At 42.7% G+C, this 22,111-nt stretch carries 20 protein-coding genes; 12 read left to right on the top strand and 8 right to left on the bottom strand.

What is annotated here, in order from left to right; genetic code table 11:
• Positions 1–388 precede the first annotated feature (388 nt).
• On the top strand, positions 389–1,150 hold the full coding sequence (locus ACMAZD_RS11365) for an IS5 family transposase (protein WP_102276546.1): 762 nt from the start codon (positions 389–391) through the stop codon (positions 1,148–1,150).
• A gap of 83 nt (positions 1,151–1,233) precedes the next feature.
• On the top strand, positions 1,234–1,479 hold the full coding sequence (locus ACMAZD_RS11370; protein ID WP_017105775.1) for a YciN family protein: 246 nt from the start codon (positions 1,234–1,236) through the stop codon (positions 1,477–1,479).
• A gap of 61 nt (positions 1,480–1,540) precedes the next feature.
• Here the strand turns inward: ACMAZD_RS11370 and aroA are convergent, their stop codons facing one another.
• Positions 1,541–2,821 (bottom strand): 3-phosphoshikimate 1-carboxyvinyltransferase, encoded by a 1,281-nt coding sequence (gene aroA, locus ACMAZD_RS11375; protein ID WP_435247306.1) that lies wholly within the window; start codon positions 2,819–2,821, stop codon positions 1,541–1,543.
• A 162-nt stretch (positions 2,822–2,983) separates the two neighbouring features.
• Entirely contained in the window at positions 2,984–3,439 is a 456-nt protein-coding gene (locus ACMAZD_RS11380) for a glycine zipper 2TM domain-containing protein (protein ID WP_435247307.1), read from the bottom strand.
• A gap of 53 nt (positions 3,440–3,492) precedes the next feature.
• Between ACMAZD_RS11380 and aat the strand changes: the two genes are divergently transcribed.
• The 3 genes from aat (at position 3,493) to infA (ending at position 5,201) form a co-directional block, all read left to right on the top strand.
• A complete protein-coding gene (gene aat, locus ACMAZD_RS11385; RefSeq protein WP_435247308.1) occupies positions 3,493–4,206 on the top strand; it encodes a leucyl/phenylalanyl-tRNA--protein transferase in 714 nt (237 codons plus the stop codon).
• Positions 4,203–4,901: an arginyltransferase gene (locus ACMAZD_RS11390; RefSeq protein ID WP_435247309.1), complete on the top strand. Its 699-nt coding sequence runs from the start codon at positions 4,203–4,205 to the stop codon at positions 4,899–4,901. Before aat ends, ACMAZD_RS11390 begins: the two co-directional genes overlap by 4 nt.
• Before the next feature lie 81 nt (positions 4,902–4,982).
• Positions 4,983–5,201 (top strand): translation initiation factor IF-1, encoded by a 219-nt coding sequence (gene infA / locus ACMAZD_RS11395; protein WP_001040192.1) that lies wholly within the window; start codon positions 4,983–4,985, stop codon positions 5,199–5,201.
• A gap of 327 nt (positions 5,202–5,528) precedes the next feature.
• Here the strand turns inward: infA and clpA are convergent, their stop codons facing one another.
• Together clpA and clpS are read right to left on the bottom strand one after the other, a co-directional pair.
• A complete protein-coding gene (gene clpA / locus ACMAZD_RS11400; protein WP_372263356.1) occupies positions 5,529–7,802 on the bottom strand; it encodes an ATP-dependent Clp protease ATP-binding subunit ClpA in 2,274 nt (757 codons plus the stop codon).
• 39 nt (positions 7,803–7,841) lie between these two features.
• Entirely contained in the window at positions 7,842–8,162 is a 321-nt protein-coding gene (gene clpS, locus ACMAZD_RS11405) for an ATP-dependent Clp protease adapter ClpS (protein WP_435247310.1), read from the bottom strand.
• 565 nt (positions 8,163–8,727) lie between these two features.
• Here clpS and cspD point away from each other — a divergent pair.
• Entirely contained in the window at positions 8,728–8,949 is a 222-nt protein-coding gene (cspD, locus tag ACMAZD_RS11410; RefSeq protein ID WP_017105782.1) for a cold shock domain-containing protein CspD, read from the top strand.
• Positions 8,950–9,267: 318 nt separating this feature from the next.
• Here the strand turns inward: cspD and ACMAZD_RS11415 are convergent, their stop codons facing one another.
• The gene (locus ACMAZD_RS11415) at positions 9,268–11,493 is read right to left on the bottom strand and encodes an NADP-dependent isocitrate dehydrogenase (protein WP_435247311.1); all 2,226 of its coding nucleotides are present in this window, start codon (positions 11,491–11,493) and stop codon (positions 9,268–9,270) included.
• Positions 11,494–11,838: 345 nt separating this feature from the next.
• Between ACMAZD_RS11415 and ACMAZD_RS11420 the strand changes: the two genes are divergently transcribed.
• Positions 11,839–12,567, top strand: coding sequence for a pseudouridine synthase (locus ACMAZD_RS11420; protein ID WP_435247312.1), 729 nt, complete (start codon positions 11,839–11,841; stop codon positions 12,565–12,567).
• A gap of 62 nt (positions 12,568–12,629) precedes the next feature.
• On the opposite strand, the gene ACMAZD_RS11425 is transcribed toward ACMAZD_RS11420, so the two are convergent.
• The gene (locus ACMAZD_RS11425) at positions 12,630–13,262 is read right to left on the bottom strand and encodes a DUF2057 family protein (protein ID WP_435247313.1); all 633 of its coding nucleotides are present in this window, start codon (positions 13,260–13,262) and stop codon (positions 12,630–12,632) included.
• 70 nt (positions 13,263–13,332) lie between these two features.
• Entirely contained in the window at positions 13,333–14,298 is a 966-nt protein-coding gene (locus ACMAZD_RS11430; RefSeq protein ID WP_435247314.1) for a porin, read from the bottom strand.
• Between the two features lie 513 nt (positions 14,299–14,811).
• Here ACMAZD_RS11430 and dinG point away from each other — a divergent pair.
• The 5 genes from dinG to ACMAZD_RS11455 all read left to right on the top strand — a co-directional run bounded on the left by dinG (position 14,812) and on the right by ACMAZD_RS11455 (position 19,718).
• A complete protein-coding gene (gene dinG / locus ACMAZD_RS11435) occupies positions 14,812–16,902 on the top strand; it encodes an ATP-dependent DNA helicase DinG (protein ID WP_435247315.1) in 2,091 nt (696 codons plus the stop codon).
• Positions 16,903–17,030: 128 nt separating this feature from the next.
• Entirely contained in the window at positions 17,031–17,810 is a 780-nt protein-coding gene (locus ACMAZD_RS11440; protein ID WP_435247316.1) for a sulfite exporter TauE/SafE family protein, read from the top strand.
• 22 nt (positions 17,811–17,832) lie between these two features.
• Entirely contained in the window at positions 17,833–18,381 is a 549-nt protein-coding gene (locus ACMAZD_RS11445) for a primosomal replication protein (RefSeq protein ID WP_435247317.1), read from the top strand.
• Positions 18,371–18,541 (top strand): pleiotropic regulatory protein RsmS, encoded by a 171-nt coding sequence (rsmS, locus tag ACMAZD_RS11450; RefSeq protein WP_435247318.1) that lies wholly within the window; start codon positions 18,371–18,373, stop codon positions 18,539–18,541. The genes ACMAZD_RS11445 and rsmS overlap by 11 nt, the downstream gene beginning before the upstream one ends.
• A gap of 43 nt (positions 18,542–18,584) precedes the next feature.
• Entirely contained in the window at positions 18,585–19,718 is a 1,134-nt protein-coding gene (locus tag ACMAZD_RS11455) for a JmjC domain-containing protein (RefSeq protein WP_435247319.1), read from the top strand.
• Between the two features lie 140 nt (positions 19,719–19,858).
• Here ACMAZD_RS11455 and ACMAZD_RS11460 read toward each other — a convergent pair whose 3' ends face one another.
• Positions 19,859–21,976 carry a methyl-accepting chemotaxis protein gene (locus tag ACMAZD_RS11460; RefSeq protein ID WP_435247320.1) on the bottom strand — a complete coding sequence of 706 codons (2,118 nt, stop codon included), beginning with the start codon at positions 21,974–21,976 and terminating at the stop codon, positions 19,859–19,861.
• Positions 21,977–22,111 lie beyond the last annotated feature (135 nt).

The following is a 22,111-nucleotide window of genomic DNA, read 5'->3' on the forward strand; positions in this document are numbered from 1 at the left end:
TTTTACTATTGTGCGAGATTACTAGAAGATCAACCGCTTTTTTCAAAATTGGATCTGATCGGTCGACAAATCGACGACTCAGCGGATAAAAGGGTCACAATGTAAAAAAGCGATCGAGTACTCACAAAGAATACTTGCAAGAGCCTATTCATCAGGCATTACATATAAGCGCGGCCATACTAAGCTTGTACGCGAAACTAACGCGAGCCCCATTCAATTATTTTTGTCATAAATCACAAAATAAATGATGAAGATTCAAAAAGACTCTCTTATTCGGTTGTGAAATCATTGAATTTCTAGGGCGTGTTGATCTTTCGTGAGTGTTTTTTGAACAGCATGGTAAAGAGTTATAATTTGCTTCGCCAAAAGTAAAACCATAACCAATACCATGCCAAGAACAATGCTAACTGATATTCGCTGGGAACTGCTACTCCAAGTTATGAAAAGTACAGGTCGTATTTACGATAAAACTGAACATCGAATGACATTTGAAGGAATACTTTATCGAATGAGAACAGGTATTCCTTGGCGAGATCTACCCTCTGAGTTCGGAGAGTGGAGTACCGTTTACAGACGATTTAATCTTTGGTCAAAGAAAGGGATTTTAGATAATCTTTTCAAAAGCTTATCTAGCATGGCTGACTTTGAATGGGTATTTCTTGATGGCTCTATAGTTAGAGCGCATCAGCATAGTACAGGTGCAGCTACTGAAAGTTCAGAGCAAATAGGAAAAAGTCGCGGGGGCAACTCAACCAAAATTCACTTAGCTGTAGATAGTGGTGGCCTGCCGATTTGCTTTGATTTATCAGAGGGACAACGCCACGATATAGTGCATGCCGAAAGCTTAGTTGAGCAACTCGATGAAGTTAATACCATCGTTTGTGATAAAGGATATGACAGCGAACCTTTCCGTACTTTTGTTAAGGAACGTGGCGGAGAAACAGTAATTGCTAAACGCAATTACGGACAAGATATAGACAAAGACAGTATGGATTGGTGTCTATACAAGTATCGTCACTTGGTCGAAAATGCCTTTGGGAGAATTAAGCATTATCGAGCTATTTCAAGTAGATATGACAAGCTAGAAAGGAATTATGCCAGCATGTTATCACTGGCATTCATGTTAATGTGGCTACCGATGTATTGTTGAACACGGAATGTACAGCAAAGATCAACACGCCCTAGTGCTACACAATAAACTCAACGATATATTCAGTTATCAGAGATAAACTCATGACAAAGAAAGTAATAGCAGAATTTGATTTACTGCTTATCGCAAACCAAATTATCCAATCACATGATGACTACATTGAAGGCATGCGCACAAACAGCGTAGTAGAAAAAGACGACGTACTCGTCTTTAAGGGTGAATACTTCTTAGACAGCAACGGATTGCCAACAGAGAATACAACCGCAGTATTTAACATGTTTAAATACTTAGCGCACCATCTTTCAAAAGAATTTACGCTTCAGCAATAATGAAAAAGCTTGCCATTTAGGCAAGCTTTTTGCTTCCTGAATCTTTATACACTCATTATTTTTATTGGCTAAGCATTTTCAGTTTGTCGAAATAGTCAGGGAAAGTTTTTGAAGTACACCCCGGATCATTAATGGTCACAGGTGTATCACTCAACGCCACTAACGAGAAACACATCGCCATACGGTGGTCATCATAGGTATCGATCGCTGCATGTGTAAGTTCAGCAATAGGGTTAACGATGATGTAATCTTCACCCTCTTCGACCTCCGCGCCAACTTTACGAAGCTCTGTCGCCATCGCAGCTAAGCGATCAGTCTCTTTCACACGCCAATTGTAGACGTTACGAATAGCCGTTGTGCCTTTCGCAAACAGTGCTGTTGTCGCGATAGTCATCGCAGCATCAGGGATATGGTTATAGTCCATATCAATGCCTTTCAGCTTGCCACAACGAGAGATTACGTAGTCATCACCCCATTCAATTTCAGCACCCATTTTTTCAAGCGCATCAGCGAATTGAATATCACCTTGAATACTGTTTTTACCAATACCCGTCACTTTAATCTCACCACCTTTAATCGCCGCAGCGGCAAGGAAGTAAGATGCCGATGATGCATCACCTTCAACTAAGAAATCACCCGGCGCAGAGTACGATTGACCCGTAGGAATCACGAACTCTTGGTAATCGTTATTGATCACATCCAGACCAAATTGTTTCATAATGTGTAGCGTGATATCGATATAAGGCTTCGACACTAGTTCGCCATCAATTTTAATGGTCACTTCGCCTTCAGCTAAAGGTGCAGCCATCAAAAATGCAGTCAAAAATTGACTAGAAATAGAGCCATCAATAGAAACAGTGCCACTCTTAAGGCCAGTGCCCTTAATTTTTAACGGTGGGAAGTTTTCGTTTTCTAGATACTCGACATCTGCACCTGCTGCTCGCAATGCAGTGACTAAATGACCGATTGGACGCTCTTTCATTCGAGGTTCGCCAGTCAGTACATATTCACCATGGCCTAAGCATAATGCAGCGGCTAATGGACGCATCGCTGTACCAGCGTTACCTAAGAAAAGTTCTAGAGCTTGGTCGCTTGAGAATGCACCACCAACGCCCGTTACTTCGCAGACAGTTTTATCTGCAGACAATTGATAGTCAACGCCCAACAGAGTCAAAGCATTCAGCATATGCCGGATATCATCACTGTCTAACAAATTGGTTAGGCGTGTTTTTCCAGTCGAAAGAGCCGCTAAAAGAAGTGCACGATTAGAGACACTTTTTGAGCCAGGTAAGTTAACTTCCCCGCTCACTTTTTGAATTGGTTGTAACGTAAGGCTTTCCATTGAATCTTTTAGTCCTTGTACCACCCGAAGCCACTGGCGCGTATTTATTTTCGGGTGATGAATAATTCTTCGTACTTGCAGACTAACGAACTTTTCCGATGAACTCCAGAGCTAATCCCTTCGTTAAAGGCTATTAATTCGCCAACTAAACGTATTTACATACTAGTATGCTAGATCCACTCGCACGCCATCAGAAAAATAAAGGATTCGCACGTCATCGCCACGGCTAAACAACATAGAGTTGTCGACATCTTGAATGATATTGACCAGCTTATTGTCTTTGGTTTTGACCAATAACTCGACCAACTGGTATTCAATCCTATATTGGGTGTTGCCTCGATTACGCACAATGCCAGCCCCAGCAACAGCACCAACGGCCGTAGCCACCTCTTTACCCGTGCCGCCACCAAATTGATTACCGATCAGGCCACCAATCGCTGCGCCTAACAAGGTTTCCCAACCATTTGCTTTCGATTCAAGGATTTCCTGCTGTGTGATATATCTAACCGTATCAATTTCACCATAAACGACCTCGTTAACAGGACGAGCTTCGTTCCGGTTGTAAGCTGCATTTGCCAACATCGGCAAAACAAGTAAAATCCAAAGCAACTTTTTCATGGTAAAACTCCTGAAGACCTCTTGGCCATTGATTAATCTGTGACGCGGTACTTATGACTATATACCTAACCGAGCTTGATACTACTAGTATAGAGTTTCCTTCGCCCTTTGAAGCCCTTGACGAACCGAATGGCTTACTCGCCTTTGGTGGTGATTTATCACCGATGCGAATTTTAAACGCTTATAGCCAAGGTATATTTCCATGGTATGGGCCTGGGGAGCCTATACTTTGGTGGAGCCCTGCACCGCGAGCAGTATTTAATCCTAAGACATTCGAACCGTCAAAAAGTCTTAAAAAATTTCAAAGAAAGCACAATTATCGAATCAGCATCAACCAAGCGACCGATAAAGTGATTGGTTACTGTTCATCGCTCAGGCCTCAAGAAGAAACGTGGCTAAACGAAGACATGCAAACCGCCTACCGCGAATTGTCAGCATTAGGTTTTTGCCACTCGGTAGAGGTTTGGCAAGATAATGAGCTAATTGGCGGCCTATACGGTTTGCATAGAGGTCAGGTATTTTGTGGTGAATCAATGTTTAGTTTGAAGACCAATGCCTCCAAAATTGCGCTATGGTATTTCTGCAGACACTTTAATCAATTTGGAGGAAAGCTCATCGATTGCCAAGTAATGAATCCTCACTTGGACTCTATAGGCGCTATCGAAATAGAAAGAGATGAGTTTCTTAGTACTCTGAAAGTACTCAAAGAAAATCAGCTTGACGATGGATGTTTTAAAGCACAATGGCTAGAGGAAATGCCTACATGAGTTCAGATTTACAACAAATCAGAATTGGATTGACCGATAACCATGCTTGCAGCTATCTGCCACACCTCCAAGAACGTGTAGCAGTGACGCTCGATGAATTTATGCACACGGCAGATAACTACGAAGTACTGCTTGCGAATGGGTTTCGTCGCAGTGGCAGCACGATCTACAAACCGCATTGTGACAATTGCTCAGCTTGTCAGGCTATTCGCCTTTCCATCCCAGAAATAAAGTTTTCAAAAAGCCAGCGACGAATCCTGAACAAAGCCAAGTCATTCCACTGGGAATTCAAAGACACGATGGATGACAACTGGTTTGATTTATACAGCCGATACATTACAGCTCGTCATCAATCTGGAACCATGTACCCTCCAAAAAAGGAAGAGTTCCTACAGTTCTCCAAAAACGAGTGGCTTACTACGCAATACATGCACATCTACAATGAGAACCAGTTGGTCGGCATCGCTGTTACCGATGTTATGTGTCGCTGTACCAGTGCGTTTTATACCTTCTTCGACCCTGACATCGATATCTCTATGGGAACCTTAGGCGTTTTGTTCCAGATTCAACACGCCCAAAAAGAACAAAAACAATGGCTATATTTGGGTTATCAAATCGATGAATGTCCTGCTATGAACTATAAAGTACGATTTCAACGTCATCAAAGGCTAGTAAATCAACGGTGGCAAGGGTAGAATACGCGACAACTTTACATATTTTGATTTTAACGGCACAATCAAGCCGTTGAAAACCGCCAAGTTTCGAAAGAGGATTAGATGGCTAAAGAAGACGTAATCGAGATGCAAGGCACTGTCCTTGATACTCTACCAAACACGATGTTCCGTGTTGAGCTTGAAAATGGTCACGTAGTGACAGCACACATCTCTGGTAAAATGCGTAAGAACTACATCCGTATTCTTACTGGTGATAAAGTAACTGTTGAGATGACTCCATACGACCTTTCTAAAGGCCGCATCGTCTTCCGTGCTCGTTAATTTTTAATTATCGAATACGATAAAAAACGGAGCTATATGCTCCGTTTTTTATCGCCTATACAAAAGCAAACAGATTCGCTAATCGGTTTATAAATCATTCTCTTTCCTAAAGTAGCGCTCTTAACCCGCGTCGCCTCATCCTTCAATGTTTAGCTCTCAACTCTATATAACGCTCTAGTGCATCTACACGCATTCCTAGCGGTCTTTTCAGGCACGCAGATACAAAAAAACGCACAACCGAAGTCATGCGTTTTTATCAAAGTATTGCGTTAAGTGCGTCTACTCTTCGTTATTGACTAATAGTAGTTAGCTACTAGTCTCTAGCTCTTAGTGCATCACTTCTTCTTTGGCACCTACGTAAACAAAGTCCAGTTCATCTTTCTTCAGAGACACTTTCACAGTACCGCCGTCGACCAAACTACCGAACAACAATTCATTCGCAAGCGGCTTCTTAAGCTTCTCTTGAATAACTCGGCCCATAGGACGTGCGCCCATAGTCTTGTCATAGCCTAGATGTGCCAACCAGTGACGAGCATCTTCAGACACTTCTAAAGAGACACCACGTGCGTCCAGTTGAACCTGAAGCTCTACAATAAACTTATCGACAACTTGGCTGATTACACTTGGGTCTAAACTGTTGAACCAAATGATATTATCAAGACGGTTACGAAACTCCGGAGTGAAGACTTTCTTAATCTCACCCATTGCGTCTGGCGCATGATCTTGTTGGATCAGACCGATCGATTTCTTCTCGGTTTCCGCAACACCTGCGTTGGTTGTCATTACTAAGATCACATTACGGAAATCTGCTTTGCGACCATTGTTGTCCGTCAAAGTACCGTTATCCATGACTTGTAATAACAAGTTAAAGATATCTGGGTGAGCCTTCTCAATCTCATCAAGTAACACCACAGAGTGCGGATTCTTGATGACTGCATCAGTAAGTAGACCACCTTGATCGTACCCTACATAACCAGGAGGAGCACCGATCAAACGGCTCACTGAGTGACGCTCACCGTATTCAGACATATCAAAACGCAGCAGCTCAATACCCATTAGTTTAGAAAGCTGAACCGTCACCTCAGTTTTACCCACACCAGTAGGACCAGCGAATAGGAATGAACCGACAGGTTTATTGTCTGCTCCTAATCCTGCACGAGTTAGCTTTATCGCTTCGCTCAATACATCGATAGCTGGGTCTTGTCCGAATACCAACATCTTCATGCGGTCATCCAGCTTCTGCAGCGTATCTTTGTCTGAAGATGATACTGACTTTTCAGGAATACGAGCCATTTTCGCAACCATCGACTCGATATCAGCCACGCTCACTGTCTTCTTACGACGACTTGCTGGAGCCAAACGACTACGGGCACCCGCTTCATCAATAACGTCAATCGCCTTATCTGGAAGGTGACGTTCATTAATATACTTAGCAGACAGCTCCACAGCGGCACGTAATGCTTTATTTGTATAACGTACTTCGTGGTGAGCTTCGTATTTTGGTTTCAAGCCAATCAGAATCTTGGTCGTGTCATCAAGTGATGGTTCAACAATATCGATTTTCTGGAAGCGACGAGATAACGCACGTTCCTTCTCAAAAATACTGCTGTACTCTTGATAAGTGGTTGAACCGATACAACGTAATTTACCACTGCTTAGTAGCGGTTTGATTAAGTTTGCAGCATCAACTTGTCCACCCGATGCGGCACCCGCACCAATGATGGTGTGAATTTCATCGATGAACAAGATAGCATCTTCTTCTTTTTCCAGTTGCTTAAGAATAGCTTTAAAGCGCTTCTCAAAGTCACCACGATATTTGGTACCTGCAAGCAGTGAACCAATATCTAAAGAGTAAATCACGCTGCTCTGAATGATTTCAGGCACTTGACCTTCAACGATACGCCATGCAAGACCTTCTGCAATGGCCGTTTTACCTACACCCGCTTCACCGACTAACAGAGGATTATTTTTACGACGACGACACAATACTTGAACTGTTCGCTCAAGCTCTTTGTCACGGCCGATCAGTGGGTCGATATTACCTTGCTTAGCCACTTCATTAAGATTGGTTGCAAAATTTTCTAGACGGTCTTCAGAATTTGCTTCTTCAGCATTTTCTGCACCACCAAATGAGTCAGAAGATGAAGCGCTGTCGCCTTCATTACTTGCTTTAGTAATACCGTGTGAGATGAAGTTAACGATGTCTAAGCGACTGATGTCGTTTTTCTTAAGTAGGTATGCCGCGTGAGATTCTTGCTCACTAAAAATAGCCACAAGCACGTTTGCACCTGTTACTTCACTGCGACCTGAAGATTGGACATGAAAAACCGCGCGCTGAAGTACTCGTTGGAAGCTCAGTGTTGGCTGGGTTTCTCGAGTTTCATCGCTTTCTGGAATAAGCGGGGTTGTTTGGTCAATAAAAATATCGAGCTCATTACGAAGAGCATCGAGATCAGCCTGACAAGCTTGGAGCGCTTCCTTGGCCGCATCATTTTCTAATAATGCTAGTAGGAGGTGCTCGACAGTCATAAATTCATGTCGCTTGTCTCGCGCACGAGCAAATGCGCCATTTAAACTCGACTCTAATTCTTTATTTAGCATAAGTACCTCCTAAGGGAACAACAGTGTTGTTCGAGCAATTTATACTTGCTCCATTGTACATAGTAGCGGATGCTCATTTTCCTTTGAGTACATCCTTACCTGCGCTACCTTTGTTTCCGCTATTTCAGCACTGTATGTGCCGCAAATAGCTTTACCTTCATAATGAACCTTGAGCATCACTTCCGTTGCTTGTTCGATATCTAGTAAGAAAAACCGCTCGAGGATCTCAATTACAAAATCCATTGGCGTGTAATCATCGTTGTTCAACACAACGTTATACATGGCCGGTGGCTTTACTTTTGTTGCTTCTTTCTCCAGTAAATCTGAGCCTGGAGCTGCCCATTCGAAGTTTCTGCTCATATCAGCTTTGCTAGGGTTATTTTTCGGAATTCGTGAGTGCTTGCTTAACTCAAATCTACCACATTCACGCTTTACGGTGTACTAAGAAACTGCACCAAGAAACAGTACCAAAAAATATTCCTCTATACTGAGCCTAATCCACCATTTCCATCGCTGCAAATAAAAGATGTCTATTAACAGGATTAACATATGTGATTGATTAAAAAGACACCATTACTATGGACGTCGACTATAAGATCACCACTAAGTTACTATTTAGTTAATAGTTTGTAGTTAATCTCGAGTGTGGTTTGTTATTAAAATTGATCACTTTTATACCAATTTACTATTGACTGCGCTCAATCATTAGCTACATTGGTGCTATAGGTTTTTCTTAAGCAACCTTAACAAAAACAAAAAATGCAATAACAAGGAATTATTACGCAAGGTAGCGTTAATTTCCGTAAGCAATGTACGAGATTCAAGTTATCAGCTGAAATCCGTTAGCTGGTAAGAATGATATCAATCGCACTTACGACAATTGATATAACAACGTTAGTAACAAAATGCATGAGGGATGTATAGCATGGCTACAGGTACAGTAAAATGGTTTAACAACGCCAAAGGGTTTGGCTTTATTTGTCCAGAAGGTGAAGACGGCGATATTTTTGCGCACTATTCCACAATACAGATGGATGGTTATCGAACCTTAAAAGCGGGTCAGCAAGTCGACTATGAAGTAGAAAGTGGACCTAAAGGATCCCATGCTAGTTCCGTTGTTCCTGTCGAAGGCAGCGCCGCTAAATAGGCGATTGCCACATCATGTTGAACTCTATCAGCGTTAATGAACGACTGACAGGTAAGCAGAATATTGAAACCGCTCATTTGATACAGGATTAAATGAGCGGTTTTTCGATCTGGGAGCTATAAAGTTGATCACAGTACAATTCGTCCGTGGATGTTCGACCTCAAGCTAGGTCTAGACCTAGGAAAGCATTATAAAAAAAGACGCTTTAACGTTATCGTTAAAGCGTCTTTCGTTTTGACTTAATCTATGACTTAACTGTCAGATCAAGCGACTCGTCAGCAACCCATATCCATGACTTGCTAACGGTGAGTCTAATCACTATGCGTCAATAAATGCGTTCAATGTATCACTCGGGCGCATTAGCTTTGAAACTAGTGCGTCATCTAGTAAATAGTAACCGCCTAAATCGCCAACAACACCTTGAGCGTTGTTCAGCTCAGCAACAATCGCTTCTTCGCTTTCAGCCAGTTGACTTGCAACACCTGCAAACTCAGCAGCTAGGTCAGCATCAACTGTTTGCTCAGCAAGCGCTTTAGCCCAGTATGCTGCTAGGTAGTAGTGGCTACCACGGTTATCAAGCTCACGTACTCGACGTGAAGGAGATTTGTTTTTGTCTAGGAATTCACCTGTCGCTTTATCAAGTGCATCAGCGAGAACTTGTGCCTTAGCATTACCAGTTACTACGCTTAGGTGTTCTAGAGATGCCGCTAATGCCAAGAATTCACCTAAAGAATCCCAACGCAGATGGTTTTCTTTTTCTACTTGTTGTACGTGCTTAGGCGCAGAACCGCCTGCGCCTGTTTCAAACAGACCGCCGCCATTCATTAGTGGAACAATCGACAGCATTTTAGCTGACGTACCAAGCTCTAGAATTGGGAACAAATCTGTTAGGTAATCACGTAATACGTTACCTGTAACAGAAATGGTATCTAGACCTTCTTTAATACGAACTAGCGAGTACTGAGTTGCTTCTAATGGCGCCAGAATCTTCATTTCAAGGCCATCTGTATCGTACTCAGGAAGATAAGCTTCTACTTTCTTAATCAATTGAGCGTCATGTGCACGAGCCGCATCTAACCAGAATACCGCAGGAACACCCGCAGCACGTGCGCGAGTTACAGCAAGCTTAACCCAGTCTTGAATTGGTGCATCTTTAACCTGACACATACGGAAGATATCGCCTTCCTCTACGTCTTGCTCGAGAAGAACAGAACCAAAAGCGTCAACCACTTGAACCTGACCAGCAGCTTCTAGGATGAAAGTCTTATCGTGAGAACCGTATTCTTCCGCTTTTTGAGCCATCAGGCCAACGTTTGGTACGCTACCCATAGTTGTAGGGTCGAAAGCACCATTCTCTTTACAAAAATCAATAACAGCTTGGTAGATGCTTGCGTAGCTGCGATCTGGGATCATAGCTTTGGTATCTTTTTGCTTACCTTCTGGATCCCACATTTGACCTGAAGAACGCAGCATTGCAGGCATAGATGCATCAACAATGATATCGCTTGGTACGTGTAGGTTAGTAATACCGCGGTCTGAATCTACCATCGCTAGTGGTGGTTGAGTTTCGTATACCGCTTGTAGGTCAGCTTCAATCGCTTGCTTCTGCTCTTGAGGAAGCGCAGCAATTTTTGCGTATACATCGCCGATGCCGTTATTCACATCAACACCTAACTCGTCGAACAGTTGACCGTGCTTAGCAAATACGTCTTTGTAATAAACCTTAACCGCGTGACCAAAAATCACAGGATCAGATACTTTCATCATCGTTGCTTTCATGTGAAGTGAAAGCAGAACGCCTTGCTCTTTAGCTGATACGATCTCTTTTTCAAAGAATGCAACCAGAGCAGCTTTGTTCATTACTGACGCATCGATGATCTCTTTATCTTGTAGAGCAAAAGCTGTCTTCAGTGTTTTCTTCGCGCCATCTTTGCCTACGAATTCGATGCTCACTTCTGTAGCACCTTCAATCGTTACTGACTTTTCGCTACCGAAGAAGTCTTTGTCTTCCATGCTTGAAACGTGCGACTTAGAGTCTGCAGACCAAGCACCCATTGAGTGTGGGTTTTTCTTCGCGTAGTTCTTCACTGAAAGTGGTGCACGACGATCTGAGTTACCCTCACGTAGTACAGGGTTTACTGCACTACCTTTAATCTTATCGTAAGTCGTTTTAACGGCTTTCTCTTCGTCAGTGTTTGCTTCTTCAGGGTAGTTAGGAAGTGCGTAACCTTTTGACTGAAGTTCTTTGATCGTTGCTTGAAGTTGAGGTATCGATGCCGAGATGTTTGGAAGCTTGATAATGTTTGCTTCTGGTGTCTTAGCCAATTCACCTAGTTCTGCTAATGCATCACCAATACGTTGCTCTTCGTTCAAATAGTCAGGGAAGTTGGCAATAATGCGCCCTGCAAGTGAAATGTCGCGAGTATCAACGTCAATACCAGAAGAAGCTGTAAAAGATTGAATGATTGGCAGCAGAGAATAGGTTGCTAATGCCGGAGCTTCGTCTGTAATTGTGTAGATGATAGTTGGTTTTTCAGTAGGCATGAAATTTCCCTATAGTTCTGACAACCTCACTTTAATAGTGAGAATGTTATAAATTGACCAGTAAGCCACTCAGAGAGTGAAAACTGCTTACTCGTTAGTCGTTAGTCGTACTCTATCTTATTTTTCATGCCATCTTGATGACAGCATGAACCAAATCCGTGAGTGCTTTGTTTTAATAAAAGAGCCAGTTATAATAAAACACGTTGGTATAATTAAACAAATCAGGCTTAAGAGTCCATCAACTTGTTCTATTTTGTGTCTTTTAGGCGCGCAAATGATAGCTCAATTCCGTTTCAGTGAAAACTTTTCGGCACACTTCGTTTACATTTTTGCAAGGTAGTTAACATGTCTACTCGCTCTCGAGGCGCATCTAGCTCAGACAAACCAGCTCGTTCTGGTACAACATTAAAACAAAACGGTAATAGACCAAGCCGCGGCAGTGATAAAAATAACACTGGCAATTCGCACAAGAAACCGCACTCAAGTAAACACCGATACAAGGCCAAACTTACTAGCGCAAAACCCAAAGTATCAGTTGAAGATCGCAAAGTAATTTTATTCAACAAGCCTTTCGATACTCTCAGCCAATTCACTGATGGCGAAGGCAGGAAAACGCTCGCTGACTTTATTCCGGTTAAAGATGTTTATGCAGCCGGACGACTAGACCGTGACAGCGAAGGTTTAATGGTATTGACCAACGATGGCATCTTTCAAGCAAAGTTGATTCAACCAAATTCAAAATCACCAAAGACTTACTGGGTGCAGGTTGAAGGCGCACCTTCTGAGGAAGATTTAGATAAATTGAGAAAAGGCGTCGAACTAAAAGACGGCATGACGCTGCCTGCAAAGGTGGAGGTCATGGCTGAGCCGAAGGTGTGGGACAGAAACCCACCGGTAAGATTCAGAGCTGCAATACCAACGACCTGGTTAGCGATTACTATCATCGAAGGACGAAACCGTCAGGTCAGACGAATGACAGCCAATATCGGCTTCCCTACCCTACGTCTTATTCGCTATTCAATGGGTAATATGAGTGTGGGGCAGCTGCAGCCTGGAGAATGGAAAGAGATTTAACTCATTGCAATACAAAAAAGCGAGACACTCATTAGTCTCGCTTTTTTGTAAATGAAGATTGATTACTCTTGGTCAATCATCCATTTACGGAATTCTTTGCGTTCTTGCTTAGATGCTTTAGCGTACCATAACTTAAGTTGAGAGACGAAGTCTCCCGTAATTTGTGCTTTACCACTTCCATCGACAGTGATGACAGCTTCAGAAAAGTTTGTAGAACCAGGCTTAGAAAAAACAATTCCATGCTCGCTGTTGTAAGTTGCAACTGCTTTTTCAATATCTGCATAAGGTAAAAAGCCTCCGTTCCCTGGAAGCACCGTAGAGTCCACAGGTATTGATGAAACTCCAGAACTAATTATCCATTGGACCTCATTTTTCCTAAAAGCACTCTGCGCCACCTTATATGATATGAATCGTGGGTGTTTTAAGTCCAACACTTCAGCTTTATCTCTTATACTCACATTAAATAGCAGAGGTTTTGACTCTAAAAGCTCTTTCTTGGATCCATTTTTTAGTACCTGCTTATATTGGATAACAACTTGATTCAAACCAACAGGTAAGTTTTTAATTGGACTTTCGTCAGATTGAACCCCATTAACTGTAAGTACACTCACCGACTTAGGTAAGGCTAAAGATGCAGAATACGCTGAAGAAGCTGATAACAAAAGTGCCACCGCTGTGATATTTATTAATTTCATTTATACCTCCTAAACTAAAAAAGTCACCCGAAGGTGACTTTTATCTTACAAGTAACTAGAGCAAATTCTATTAGAATTTAACGCCCATACCTACTACGTAAGCTGTATCTTTATTGTCTTCGTCAGTGAAACCAACTTCAGCGTAAGACCATACTTGACTTGTGAAATTGTAAGTAGTGTTCACGTAACCTTGACCAACTTCTTTGGAACCAGCAGTGTCATTATCCATAATGCTGTAACCTGCAGCGAATGATACTTGCTCACTTAAAGTATAAGTAGCTGCAACACCAATAACGTCAGTATCAACATCAGCAGTGCCAGCAACGCCATTATCAGTTGTAGATGCAGCGTATGTAGCGGCTAGCTCAAGAGCATCAAGAGTATAGCGACCTTCAAGAATGTAATGGTCTTCATCTACCTGACTTTTTTTAGTTTTACCTAGATAAACAGTGAAGTCGAAATCAGCAACACGAGCGCCTAAACGAATATCTGTTTCGCTGTCACCATCTACACGACCTTTAGCACCGTTTTCGTAAGCAGAGAAAGATGCAGCACCATAGAACATTTCGCCAGCATCGTATACATATTTAACAACCTGTGGTCCGTAAAAGTCGGAGTTATCAACTGCACCAGCAAGACCGAACTCGTAATCGCCGCCAATACCGGAGTCATCACGGACTGTGTATTGCTCACCGAATGTTAGAGTGTTTGGACCGTACATTAGACCAACATACACCTCGTTAACTTCGATACCTTGGTTTTCATCCTGACCATCTTCATCAATAGAAGCATCACCATCGATGTTTAGGGCACCGCCAACTGCTAATTCATCTGTTACATTGTACTTAAGGCCGAAACCAAAATCAGCATCATCTACAGCAATTTGAGCATCTTGATTTTTGTCAGAGGTCTTAATGTAATGTACGTCAATGTCACCTTTAATAGTAACTGTAACATCGTTATCATCATACATAACTGCTGCGTTTGCTGTACCTGCTGCTGTCATAACTGCTAGCGCTAATAGAGTCTTTTTCATAATAAATCCACTGCCTTTTCTAAGAATGGGAGATCCTTGCCCGGTTCCCTGTTATTTATTGTGACTGGTCATTACCACTCTTTGGTAGTTAATCACCGCCACTAAATTTCGTGGTCTAGATTGCAAAAGATTATCCTGCGTGTCAAATAAACTAAAAACAGACCTAAAAAAACAAAAACATATAAAAATCATTTACTTACATTTATTCTCATTATTTTACGAGTAACTTATCCTTGAGTTTACTAGGAAATATAGTAACCCTAAAAAAGAAATATACAGAGCTTAACACCAAAATAGTCCTAAATATTAACCAAATTTCAGAATTTAACACCTAATGGTGGGTCTTTTTTAATATTTATATTTCGCAAGATAAATAAAATCGTTAAGTTCCTGATGGTTCAGTTTTTTTTTGTGAACAAGATCTACCTTTGATTCAAAAGCAAGCTATTTCGCCGCAAATGTACCGACTAGTGATATGTGCTACTATCCTCGCTCCGTTACGTAGGTCACAGTATGCTAACTACTAAAATTCAAAATTCTATACGCACCAGTTATCAAAACCTCCAAGATCAGTTGGATAACTTTGTACCTCGACGTGCTCAAAATTACCTTGTTGCAGAAATAGCGAAGACACTTTGCTGTCAATATCACAAAAGTAATCGCATGATTGTGGCTGAAGCAGGAACCGGGATCGGGAAGTCACTGGCTTATTTAATGGCAACAATTCCTGTCGCCGTGCTCAACAATCGAAAAATCGTCATTTCTACAGCGACGGTTGCCCTTCAAGAACAGCTCGTCAATAAAGATCTCCCTCTATATAGAAGGCTTACTGATAGAGAGTTCTCTTTTATACTCGCCAAAGGTAGACAGCGTTATTGTTGTGCCGAGAAGTTAGCCGTCGCTTGTGGGCTTGATGGTGGACTAGTTGATGGTGGGCAAATGGTGATGTTCGAGTCGAAGCCAAAGAAGAGAGACATCGAACAGCTTCAAACCATGCATCGTAGCTTGGCTCAAGGTCAATGGGACGGTGATCGCGACTCCTGGCCAAAACCTATCGACAACATGATTTGGCAGATGATCGTCAGTGATAAGCACAGCTGTAACAACAGTATCCCTACGCACAGAGACTGCCCTTTCCAAAAAGCTCGCTCAGAGCTAGATAAAGCCGACGTGATTATCGCCAATCACAGTTTGGTTATGGCTGATGCTGACCTCGGCGGCGGTGTGATACTTCCAGAACCAGAAAATAGCATCTATATATTTGACGAGGCTCACCACTTACCACACGTCGCAAGAGACCATTCCTCTGCAGCAGCGAGCTTAAAAGGTGCCGCTTCATGGTTAGAGCGTTTGAATCAATCAATCACCAAACTTTCGGGCTTAGCGGATGAAAAGCGAGTGGGACGATTCAGAAATGAATTACAGGATTCTGTACAACAGTTGATTCCTACTCTAACTCAAATGAGCAAACAATTTGACGCTAGCCACTTTGAAGACGGTCTGTATCGTTTCGAACACGGCGACTTACCGGAATGGCTGGAAAGCGAATCGAAAGATCTGAAACAGTTGACTCAAAAGACAAGCCAAGCCGTAGCGAAAATCGCCGACCTCATAGCAGAGCGTGTAAAAGATGGAGAGCTTTCGGCAAAGTTAGCAGAGCCAGCTCTGGCTGAAATCGGCTTCTATATACAAAGAACAGAAAATCTTGCTCAAGTTTGGCGTTTAATGGCTGAACCTAAACGAGAAAAAGGTGCGCCTTTGGCGCGTTGGCTTGAATTGAGCAAAGAAAGCGAAGGTGACTTTGTTGTTAATGTCTCTCCGTTAGAAGTTGGTTGGCAGCTAGACCAACAGATTTGGAGCCGCTGTGTCGGTGCGGTGTTAGTTTCAGCGACAATGAGAGCACTTAACTCCTTCAGCTTTTTCTGCCATCAAGCAGGTATCAGCCAGAAAGAAGAGGATGGAGTACAGTTTTTAGCATTGGCATCACCATTCGATTACCAAAACCAAGCAGAGCTGATCGTTCCAACGATGAAGTACGAGCCACAGGCGCCTCAGTTTACTGAATATCTTATTGACATTTTGCCTAAGGTAATAGAAGACAACAAAGCCAATCTCGTTCTATTCTCTTCTTACTGGCAAATGAACAAAGTTGCCGAAGCTTTGGCAACAGATTTCGTTAAAAAGTCATGGGCTTTACAGGTTCAAGGTGATACTTCACGCACTGAAATCCTAAAAAAACATAAAAAGCTAATAGACCAAGGTAAAACAAGCGTTCTATTTGGAACCGGAAGCTTTTCTGAAGGTCTTGATTTACCAGGAGAGCTTCTTGAAAATCTGGTCATCACCAAGATTCCATTTGGCGTACCAACCTCACCGGTTGAACAAGCACACTCTGAATATATCGAATCAAGAGGCGGTAACCCCTTCATGCAGATTACCGTTCCAGAAGCGAGTAAAAAGCTTATTCAATCTGTCGGACGGTTACTGCGTAAAGAAAGAGATTCTGGTAAAATCACGATCCTTGATCGGCGCATAGTGACAAAGCGTTACGGGAAATCCTTAATCGACTCGTTACCGCCTTTTAAAAGAACAATAAAACACTAATTTAGCCATCTTATCGGTGGCTTCGGGTATACCATCGCTTGACCTTTGCATTCACAATTGTGCATGACTAACCCAAAGGTTACTCATGCTACTGCTCTAACAGCACATAACGAGAATAATAGCTATTTATGGAAATGATTGAACCAACCATGTTGGTTGTACTTGCTTTGGTTGCATTTGCAGCCGGCTTTATTGATGCTGTGGCTGGCGGAGGCGGAATGCTGACCGTCCCTGCTTTGTTATCATTGGGTCTACCGCCACACATTGCACTTGGTACAAATAAACTTGCTGCGACCTTTGCTTCATCAACGGCCGCTGTCGCTTATTATCGTAAAAAGCTATTTAAACCTGAATGTTGGATAAACGCGTTCATTGCGACATTAATTGGTGCAACCATAGGTACTTTAGCGGTCGATGCTATTAGCACGGAGTGGTTAGAGAAAGTGCTGCCATTGGTCATTCTTGCTGCTGCGGTCTATACCATTTTCCACAAGACTCCGGATGTCAGACACAATGTGTCTCCTAAGCCTTGTCCCGTTCTTAAGAAAAAACAAAAGTACCAAGGGTTCATACTAGGGTTTTATGATGGTGTTGCAGGCCCAGGTACTGGCGCTTTTTGGACAGTTAGCTCTATGGCTCTCTATCGTTTAAATATCTTGCTTGCTTCTGGCCTATCAAAAGCAATGAACTTCACCAGTAACTTCACCTCTCTAGTTACTTTTGCAATTCTAGGACATATCGATTGGGTACTTGGTTTAACCATGGGTGTATGCTTAATGGCAGGTGCATTCGTAGGGGCACACTCAGCCATTCGTTTTGGCGCTACTTTTATAAGACCGGTGTTTGTTACGGTCGTTAGCGTTCTTGCGATTAAACTGGCTTACGAAGCGTGGTTTGTAAGCTTATAACCACCAGCGTTCGGGAAGAGACATGAATCATTTTTCAAAGCTTAAAAGTGTCCTTGATACCTTGATCGGCCATTGCTCTCAAGTTGATAAGTCGAGGGGCGCTTATCATCAAGCGTTATTCGACAGAACCTTATTTAAATGTAGTGCGTCTATTTTACTTCCCTACGCAATGGAAGCGCAGGCCACCTACCGCACCATATTACGAGAGCAGGCTAATAATCAGCTCACAGCATCTCGCGCGACTTACCTAACCGAAAAGCTGACCAATCAGATAGCAGCTGTCCAAAGAGAGTTAGCCAACCATGATTTAAGGTTAGATCGAAAAAGTAAGTCGGGGAAAAGTCTCAATGACTTGTATAACGAACTCGCTCAGCACCAAGATTGGCAAAAGCGATTGGTCGATTTAGTACGAGTACGAAAGTTAGCGTTTGATTCAGCGCCTCGCCACAGTAAGAAAAAAGCGGAAGAGGCTTGGCAGTTAGCAAAAGAGCGATTAGCACGCTGCGAAGACTCCATGCAAAACATTGAAAGATTGATCAACTTAGAGAACCCTAAGCGAAATGAGCACTGATAACACATCATCACCACTGGATAATGCCCCAGAAGACGTCAAGTTAGCTGTCGACCTGATCTTCCTGCTCGAAAGCAACGAAATCGACCCAAAAGTAGCGTTAGAGGCAATTAAAATTGTCCAACAAGATTTACAAGCCAAACTAGCATCTAACATCTAGCATCTAGCATCTAGCATCTAGCATAAATATAGACAGGATTCGCATGTACCAACTTAGCTTTTCTATGCCCGAGTTTCTTGAAAACTACTGGCATAAAAAACCAACCATCTTAAAAGGTGGATTCCAAAACTTCATCGACCCTATTTCGCCTGAAGAACTTGCTGGTTTATCGATGGAAGAAGAAGTGGATTCTCGCTTTATATCTAACCTTGATAATAAATGGGAAGCAGAACACGGCCCCTTTTCTGAAGATAAGTTCGGTGAACTCACCGAAACTCATTGGCAATTAGTTGTACAAGCAGCAAACCATTGGCACCAAGGCGCTAACCAGTTGACTGAAGCTTTTCAACAATTGCCAAACTGGTTATTCGACGATCTGATGATATGCTACTCAGCACCTGAAGGTGGTGTAGGTCCGCATATCGATCAATACGATGTGTTCATCATCCAAGGTCAAGGTAAGCGACAATGGAAGGTTGGAGCAAAAGATGTAGGTCAGTACCAAGAAACCATTCAAGCTTCTGCTCTTCGTCAGATTGAAGGCTTTGAGCCAATCATTGATGAAACCTTAGAGCCAGGCGATATCCTCTATATCCCACCGGGTTTCCCGCATGAAGGGAACACGTTAGAGCCGTCAATGAGCTACTCTATTGGTTACCGTTCACCAAAAGAACAAGAGCTAATCAGTAACTTTGCGGATTTTGTACTGGCGCATGATATGGGTGATGCTCACCTGCATGACCCTGAATTCAAATCTCAAGATAACTACGGCAAGATTCGTACATCTGATATGAATAACCTAACGGAAATGTTGATGTCAGCGCTTGAAGAGCCTGAAACCATCAAAGACTTCATGGGCTGCCTGCTAAGCCAATCACGCCACCAGCTAGATATCGTTGCGCCTGAGCCTCTATGGACAGCAGAAGAGATCGCTCAACACCTAGAGTCAGAAGGCGAGATCTGTCGAGTATCGGGCTTAAAAGCACTCTACCACGAGAATGAAAGCAACACGGCTTACATCAATGGTGAAGTGGTCAAGGTTGAAGAAGCGGATTCATCACTACTAAACGTACTTTGTGACGACGAGGTGATTAATTCAGCAACCATATTGTCTCTTTCCGATGTAACTGTCGTGACTGAATTAGTGAACAAAGGCTACTGGTTTATCGAAGACTAACTTCGTTAGCCAGTTTCGGTGGATATTATCGAGATCTAAAGCCTTAGAACCTAAGAAAAACAAAAGGGACAAATGAAATCTTCATTTGTCCCTTTATCTATTCAACAGTCAACTAAGCTTAAAAGCGATACCGTGAACAACTAAACCTTAAACTGATTCACCAGCTTTCTCTGCTGCTGAGACAATTGGTCAATTTCACTTCCCACTTGCTCAGACGCCGCCGCTTGCTCCAGAATCTTCGCGCTTAAATCACGTATGTTAACCACACTTTGATTCACTTCACCGGAAACGGATTGCTGCTCTTCAGCGGCTCGAACGATCTGACTATTCATATCACTGATCGCCTCAATAGAAGTAAAGATCGAACCTAGATCTTCAACCGCTTTCTGAACGTGCAATGCTGTATCGTTCGCCAGTATGTTGCCTTCTTGTATCGCTTCAACAACATCTTGTGTTCCAGCATGAACCTTATCGATCACAGCTCTAATCTCACCAACCGAGGACTGCGTACGACTTGCTAAGTTTCTCACCTCGTCTGCAACAACCGCAAAACCACGACCTTGCTCACCAGCACGAGCTGCCTCAATCGCGGCATTCAGTGCTAGTAGGTTGGTTTGTTCTGAGATCCCTTCAATGACGCTTAAGATCTCAGTGATATTGCCGTTGTTCTTCGCTAGCTCTTCTACAATAGGTACGGCACTCGACATGCGTTCCACCAGCTTTCTCATTTCACCAGCGGAAAGTTCGATAACTTGTTGCCCTTGCTGGGCTGAACGATTTGCCTCACAAGCTGCGTCTACCGCAACTTCTGCGTTTTGTACCACTAAGCCCGCAGTTTGAGTCATCTCTTCAGCCGCTGTTGCTACCAGATCCACTTCTTTAAATTGAGACTCGCTGCTTTCACGAGTACTTGATGCAGATGCCTTCGCTTGGCTGGTCGTGTTTGCCACTTGTTCTGTGGTTTGAATGACCTCTTTGATCGTATGTTGCAGCTTATCTAGGAACAGATTAAAGCCTTTCGACAACTGACCGATTTCATCTTGAGACTTCACTTCTAAGCGCTGGGTCAAATCACCTTCACCAGAAGCGATGTCATTCAACCTTTCCACTACCTGACGAATCGGCTTCACAATAGACAACGAAGCAAATGCGATAATAGCTAAACCGAAGATAATAAATACCGTACCGGCAATCACTTCTGTTTTGATACCCTCACTTAGCTTAGTGCTAATGATCGAATCCAATTTATTTGCATCAGCGACGACACTGTCTCTAGGAATCTCAAACAATACGCCCCAAGTTTGGTTAGCAGCAACAACAGGTGCAAACGCAAGTAACCACTCACCGTTCTCACTCCACTGCGTTGTTACCTCACCGCCGAAGATAAAGTCGGTCATTAGGTCACTATTGGTGTTATCACTTTGGAAGTTCGAACCGACTGCAATGCTGGAGTCGTCAGAAGCGATAACGGAACCATCAAGGCTAACCACATATGCTTTACCTGCACCGTTAAACAAACTCTGATCAGATTGAGTAATCACACTGGTTAAGCCATCAAGTCTTAAATCGATACCAAGAAAACCAATCGCAACATCGTCGACTAAAATTGGAACTGAAATAGAGGACGTCAATAATGCTGTACCGCCGCTATTCACCACTCGTGGGGTGCTGATACAGGTTTGCCCTGAAGATAGCGGACAGTAAAAACGTTCGCTATTGCTGTTGTCATTCAATGTTGATTCCGAAAGCACGTTCGAGAGAACATTCTCACCATTATCTGCTACCTTCCAGTAAGGAGCGAAACGCCCTTTCTCGTTAGAACCTACATAATCGGCATCGACATAGTTCGCATCTTCACTATCAAGTAAGTCCGGCTTGAATACTAGGTAAGCACCTTGAATTGAATCGAAGTTTAAAACTGAGCGACGTACCATTTCATCTAATGCAGTACGAAGTTCTTCACTTGGCGTAAAGTTCTCATCCGCATTGTTCTTCAAAAACAGAGCACTGGCTGCAAGCATTTCCGCTCGGTAGATGGCTTCATCTACATAACGTTGAGTTTCTTGAGCATTGAGCTGAGAAACAGATGCAAGCAACTGCTGAGTTTTATTGATTACTGATTCTGAACTGTGAGTTTTGATAGCTTGTTGCTTACTCGTCGCGTTGTAGACCGAGAAACCAATAAGAGACAGTGACGTAATGATTAAACAACAACCCGCTAATAGAGTTATTTTCCACTGTACCGATAGAGAACGCATTTAATATCCTTATTTAAGCCAAAAGACTTCCATAACCATAACTATCACATCGACAACGAATGGCTGTACACAATGTAGATAAGTTAGACGAATAGCTTAGCGGATGATTACATCACAAATTGCTAACATATAAAA

The organism is Vibrio sp. nBUS_14 (genome assembly GCF_051201655.1).
Lineage (GTDB): Bacteria > Pseudomonadota > Gammaproteobacteria > Enterobacterales > Vibrionaceae > Vibrio.

What these genes read in the sequence shown, in the direction of transcription:
- ACMAZD_RS11365 (WP_102276546.1), top strand. Translation starts at nt 389, where the DNA reads ATGCCAAGAACAATGCTAACTGATATTCGCTGGGAACTGCTACTCCAA.
- ACMAZD_RS11370 (WP_017105775.1), top strand. Translation starts at nt 1,234, where the DNA reads ATGACAAAGAAAGTAATAGCAGAATTTGATTTACTGCTTATCGCAAAC.
- aroA (WP_435247306.1), bottom strand. Translation starts at nt 2,821, where the DNA reads ATGGAAAGCCTTACGTTACAACCAATTCAAAAAGTGAGCGGGGAAGTT.
- ACMAZD_RS11380 (WP_435247307.1), bottom strand. Translation starts at nt 3,439, where the DNA reads ATGAAAAAGTTGCTTTGGATTTTACTTGTTTTGCCGATGTTGGCAAAT.
- aat (WP_435247308.1), top strand. Translation starts at nt 3,493, where the DNA reads ATGACTATATACCTAACCGAGCTTGATACTACTAGTATAGAGTTTCCT.
- ACMAZD_RS11390 (WP_435247309.1), top strand. Translation starts at nt 4,203, where the DNA reads ATGAGTTCAGATTTACAACAAATCAGAATTGGATTGACCGATAACCAT.
- infA (WP_001040192.1), top strand. Translation starts at nt 4,983, where the DNA reads ATGGCTAAAGAAGACGTAATCGAGATGCAAGGCACTGTCCTTGATACT.
- clpA (WP_372263356.1), bottom strand. Translation starts at nt 7,802, where the DNA reads ATGCTAAATAAAGAATTAGAGTCGAGTTTAAATGGCGCATTTGCTCGT.
- clpS (WP_435247310.1), bottom strand. Translation starts at nt 8,162, where the DNA reads ATGAGCAGAAACTTCGAATGGGCAGCTCCAGGCTCAGATTTACTGGAG.
- cspD (WP_017105782.1), top strand. Translation starts at nt 8,728, where the DNA reads ATGGCTACAGGTACAGTAAAATGGTTTAACAACGCCAAAGGGTTTGGC.
- ACMAZD_RS11415 (WP_435247311.1), bottom strand. Translation starts at nt 11,493, where the DNA reads ATGCCTACTGAAAAACCAACTATCATCTACACAATTACAGACGAAGCT.
- ACMAZD_RS11420 (WP_435247312.1), top strand. Translation starts at nt 11,839, where the DNA reads ATGTCTACTCGCTCTCGAGGCGCATCTAGCTCAGACAAACCAGCTCGT.
- ACMAZD_RS11425 (WP_435247313.1), bottom strand. Translation starts at nt 13,262, where the DNA reads ATGAAATTAATAAATATCACAGCGGTGGCACTTTTGTTATCAGCTTCT.
- ACMAZD_RS11430 (WP_435247314.1), bottom strand. Translation starts at nt 14,298, where the DNA reads ATGAAAAAGACTCTATTAGCGCTAGCAGTTATGACAGCAGCAGGTACA.
- dinG (WP_435247315.1), top strand. Translation starts at nt 14,812, where the DNA reads ATGCTAACTACTAAAATTCAAAATTCTATACGCACCAGTTATCAAAAC.
- ACMAZD_RS11440 (WP_435247316.1), top strand. Translation starts at nt 17,031, where the DNA reads ATGGAAATGATTGAACCAACCATGTTGGTTGTACTTGCTTTGGTTGCA.
- ACMAZD_RS11445 (WP_435247317.1), top strand. Translation starts at nt 17,833, where the DNA reads ATGAATCATTTTTCAAAGCTTAAAAGTGTCCTTGATACCTTGATCGGC.
- rsmS (WP_435247318.1), top strand. Translation starts at nt 18,371, where the DNA reads ATGAGCACTGATAACACATCATCACCACTGGATAATGCCCCAGAAGAC.
- ACMAZD_RS11455 (WP_435247319.1), top strand. Translation starts at nt 18,585, where the DNA reads ATGTACCAACTTAGCTTTTCTATGCCCGAGTTTCTTGAAAACTACTGG.
- ACMAZD_RS11460 (WP_435247320.1), bottom strand. Translation starts at nt 21,976, where the DNA reads ATGCGTTCTCTATCGGTACAGTGGAAAATAACTCTATTAGCGGGTTGT.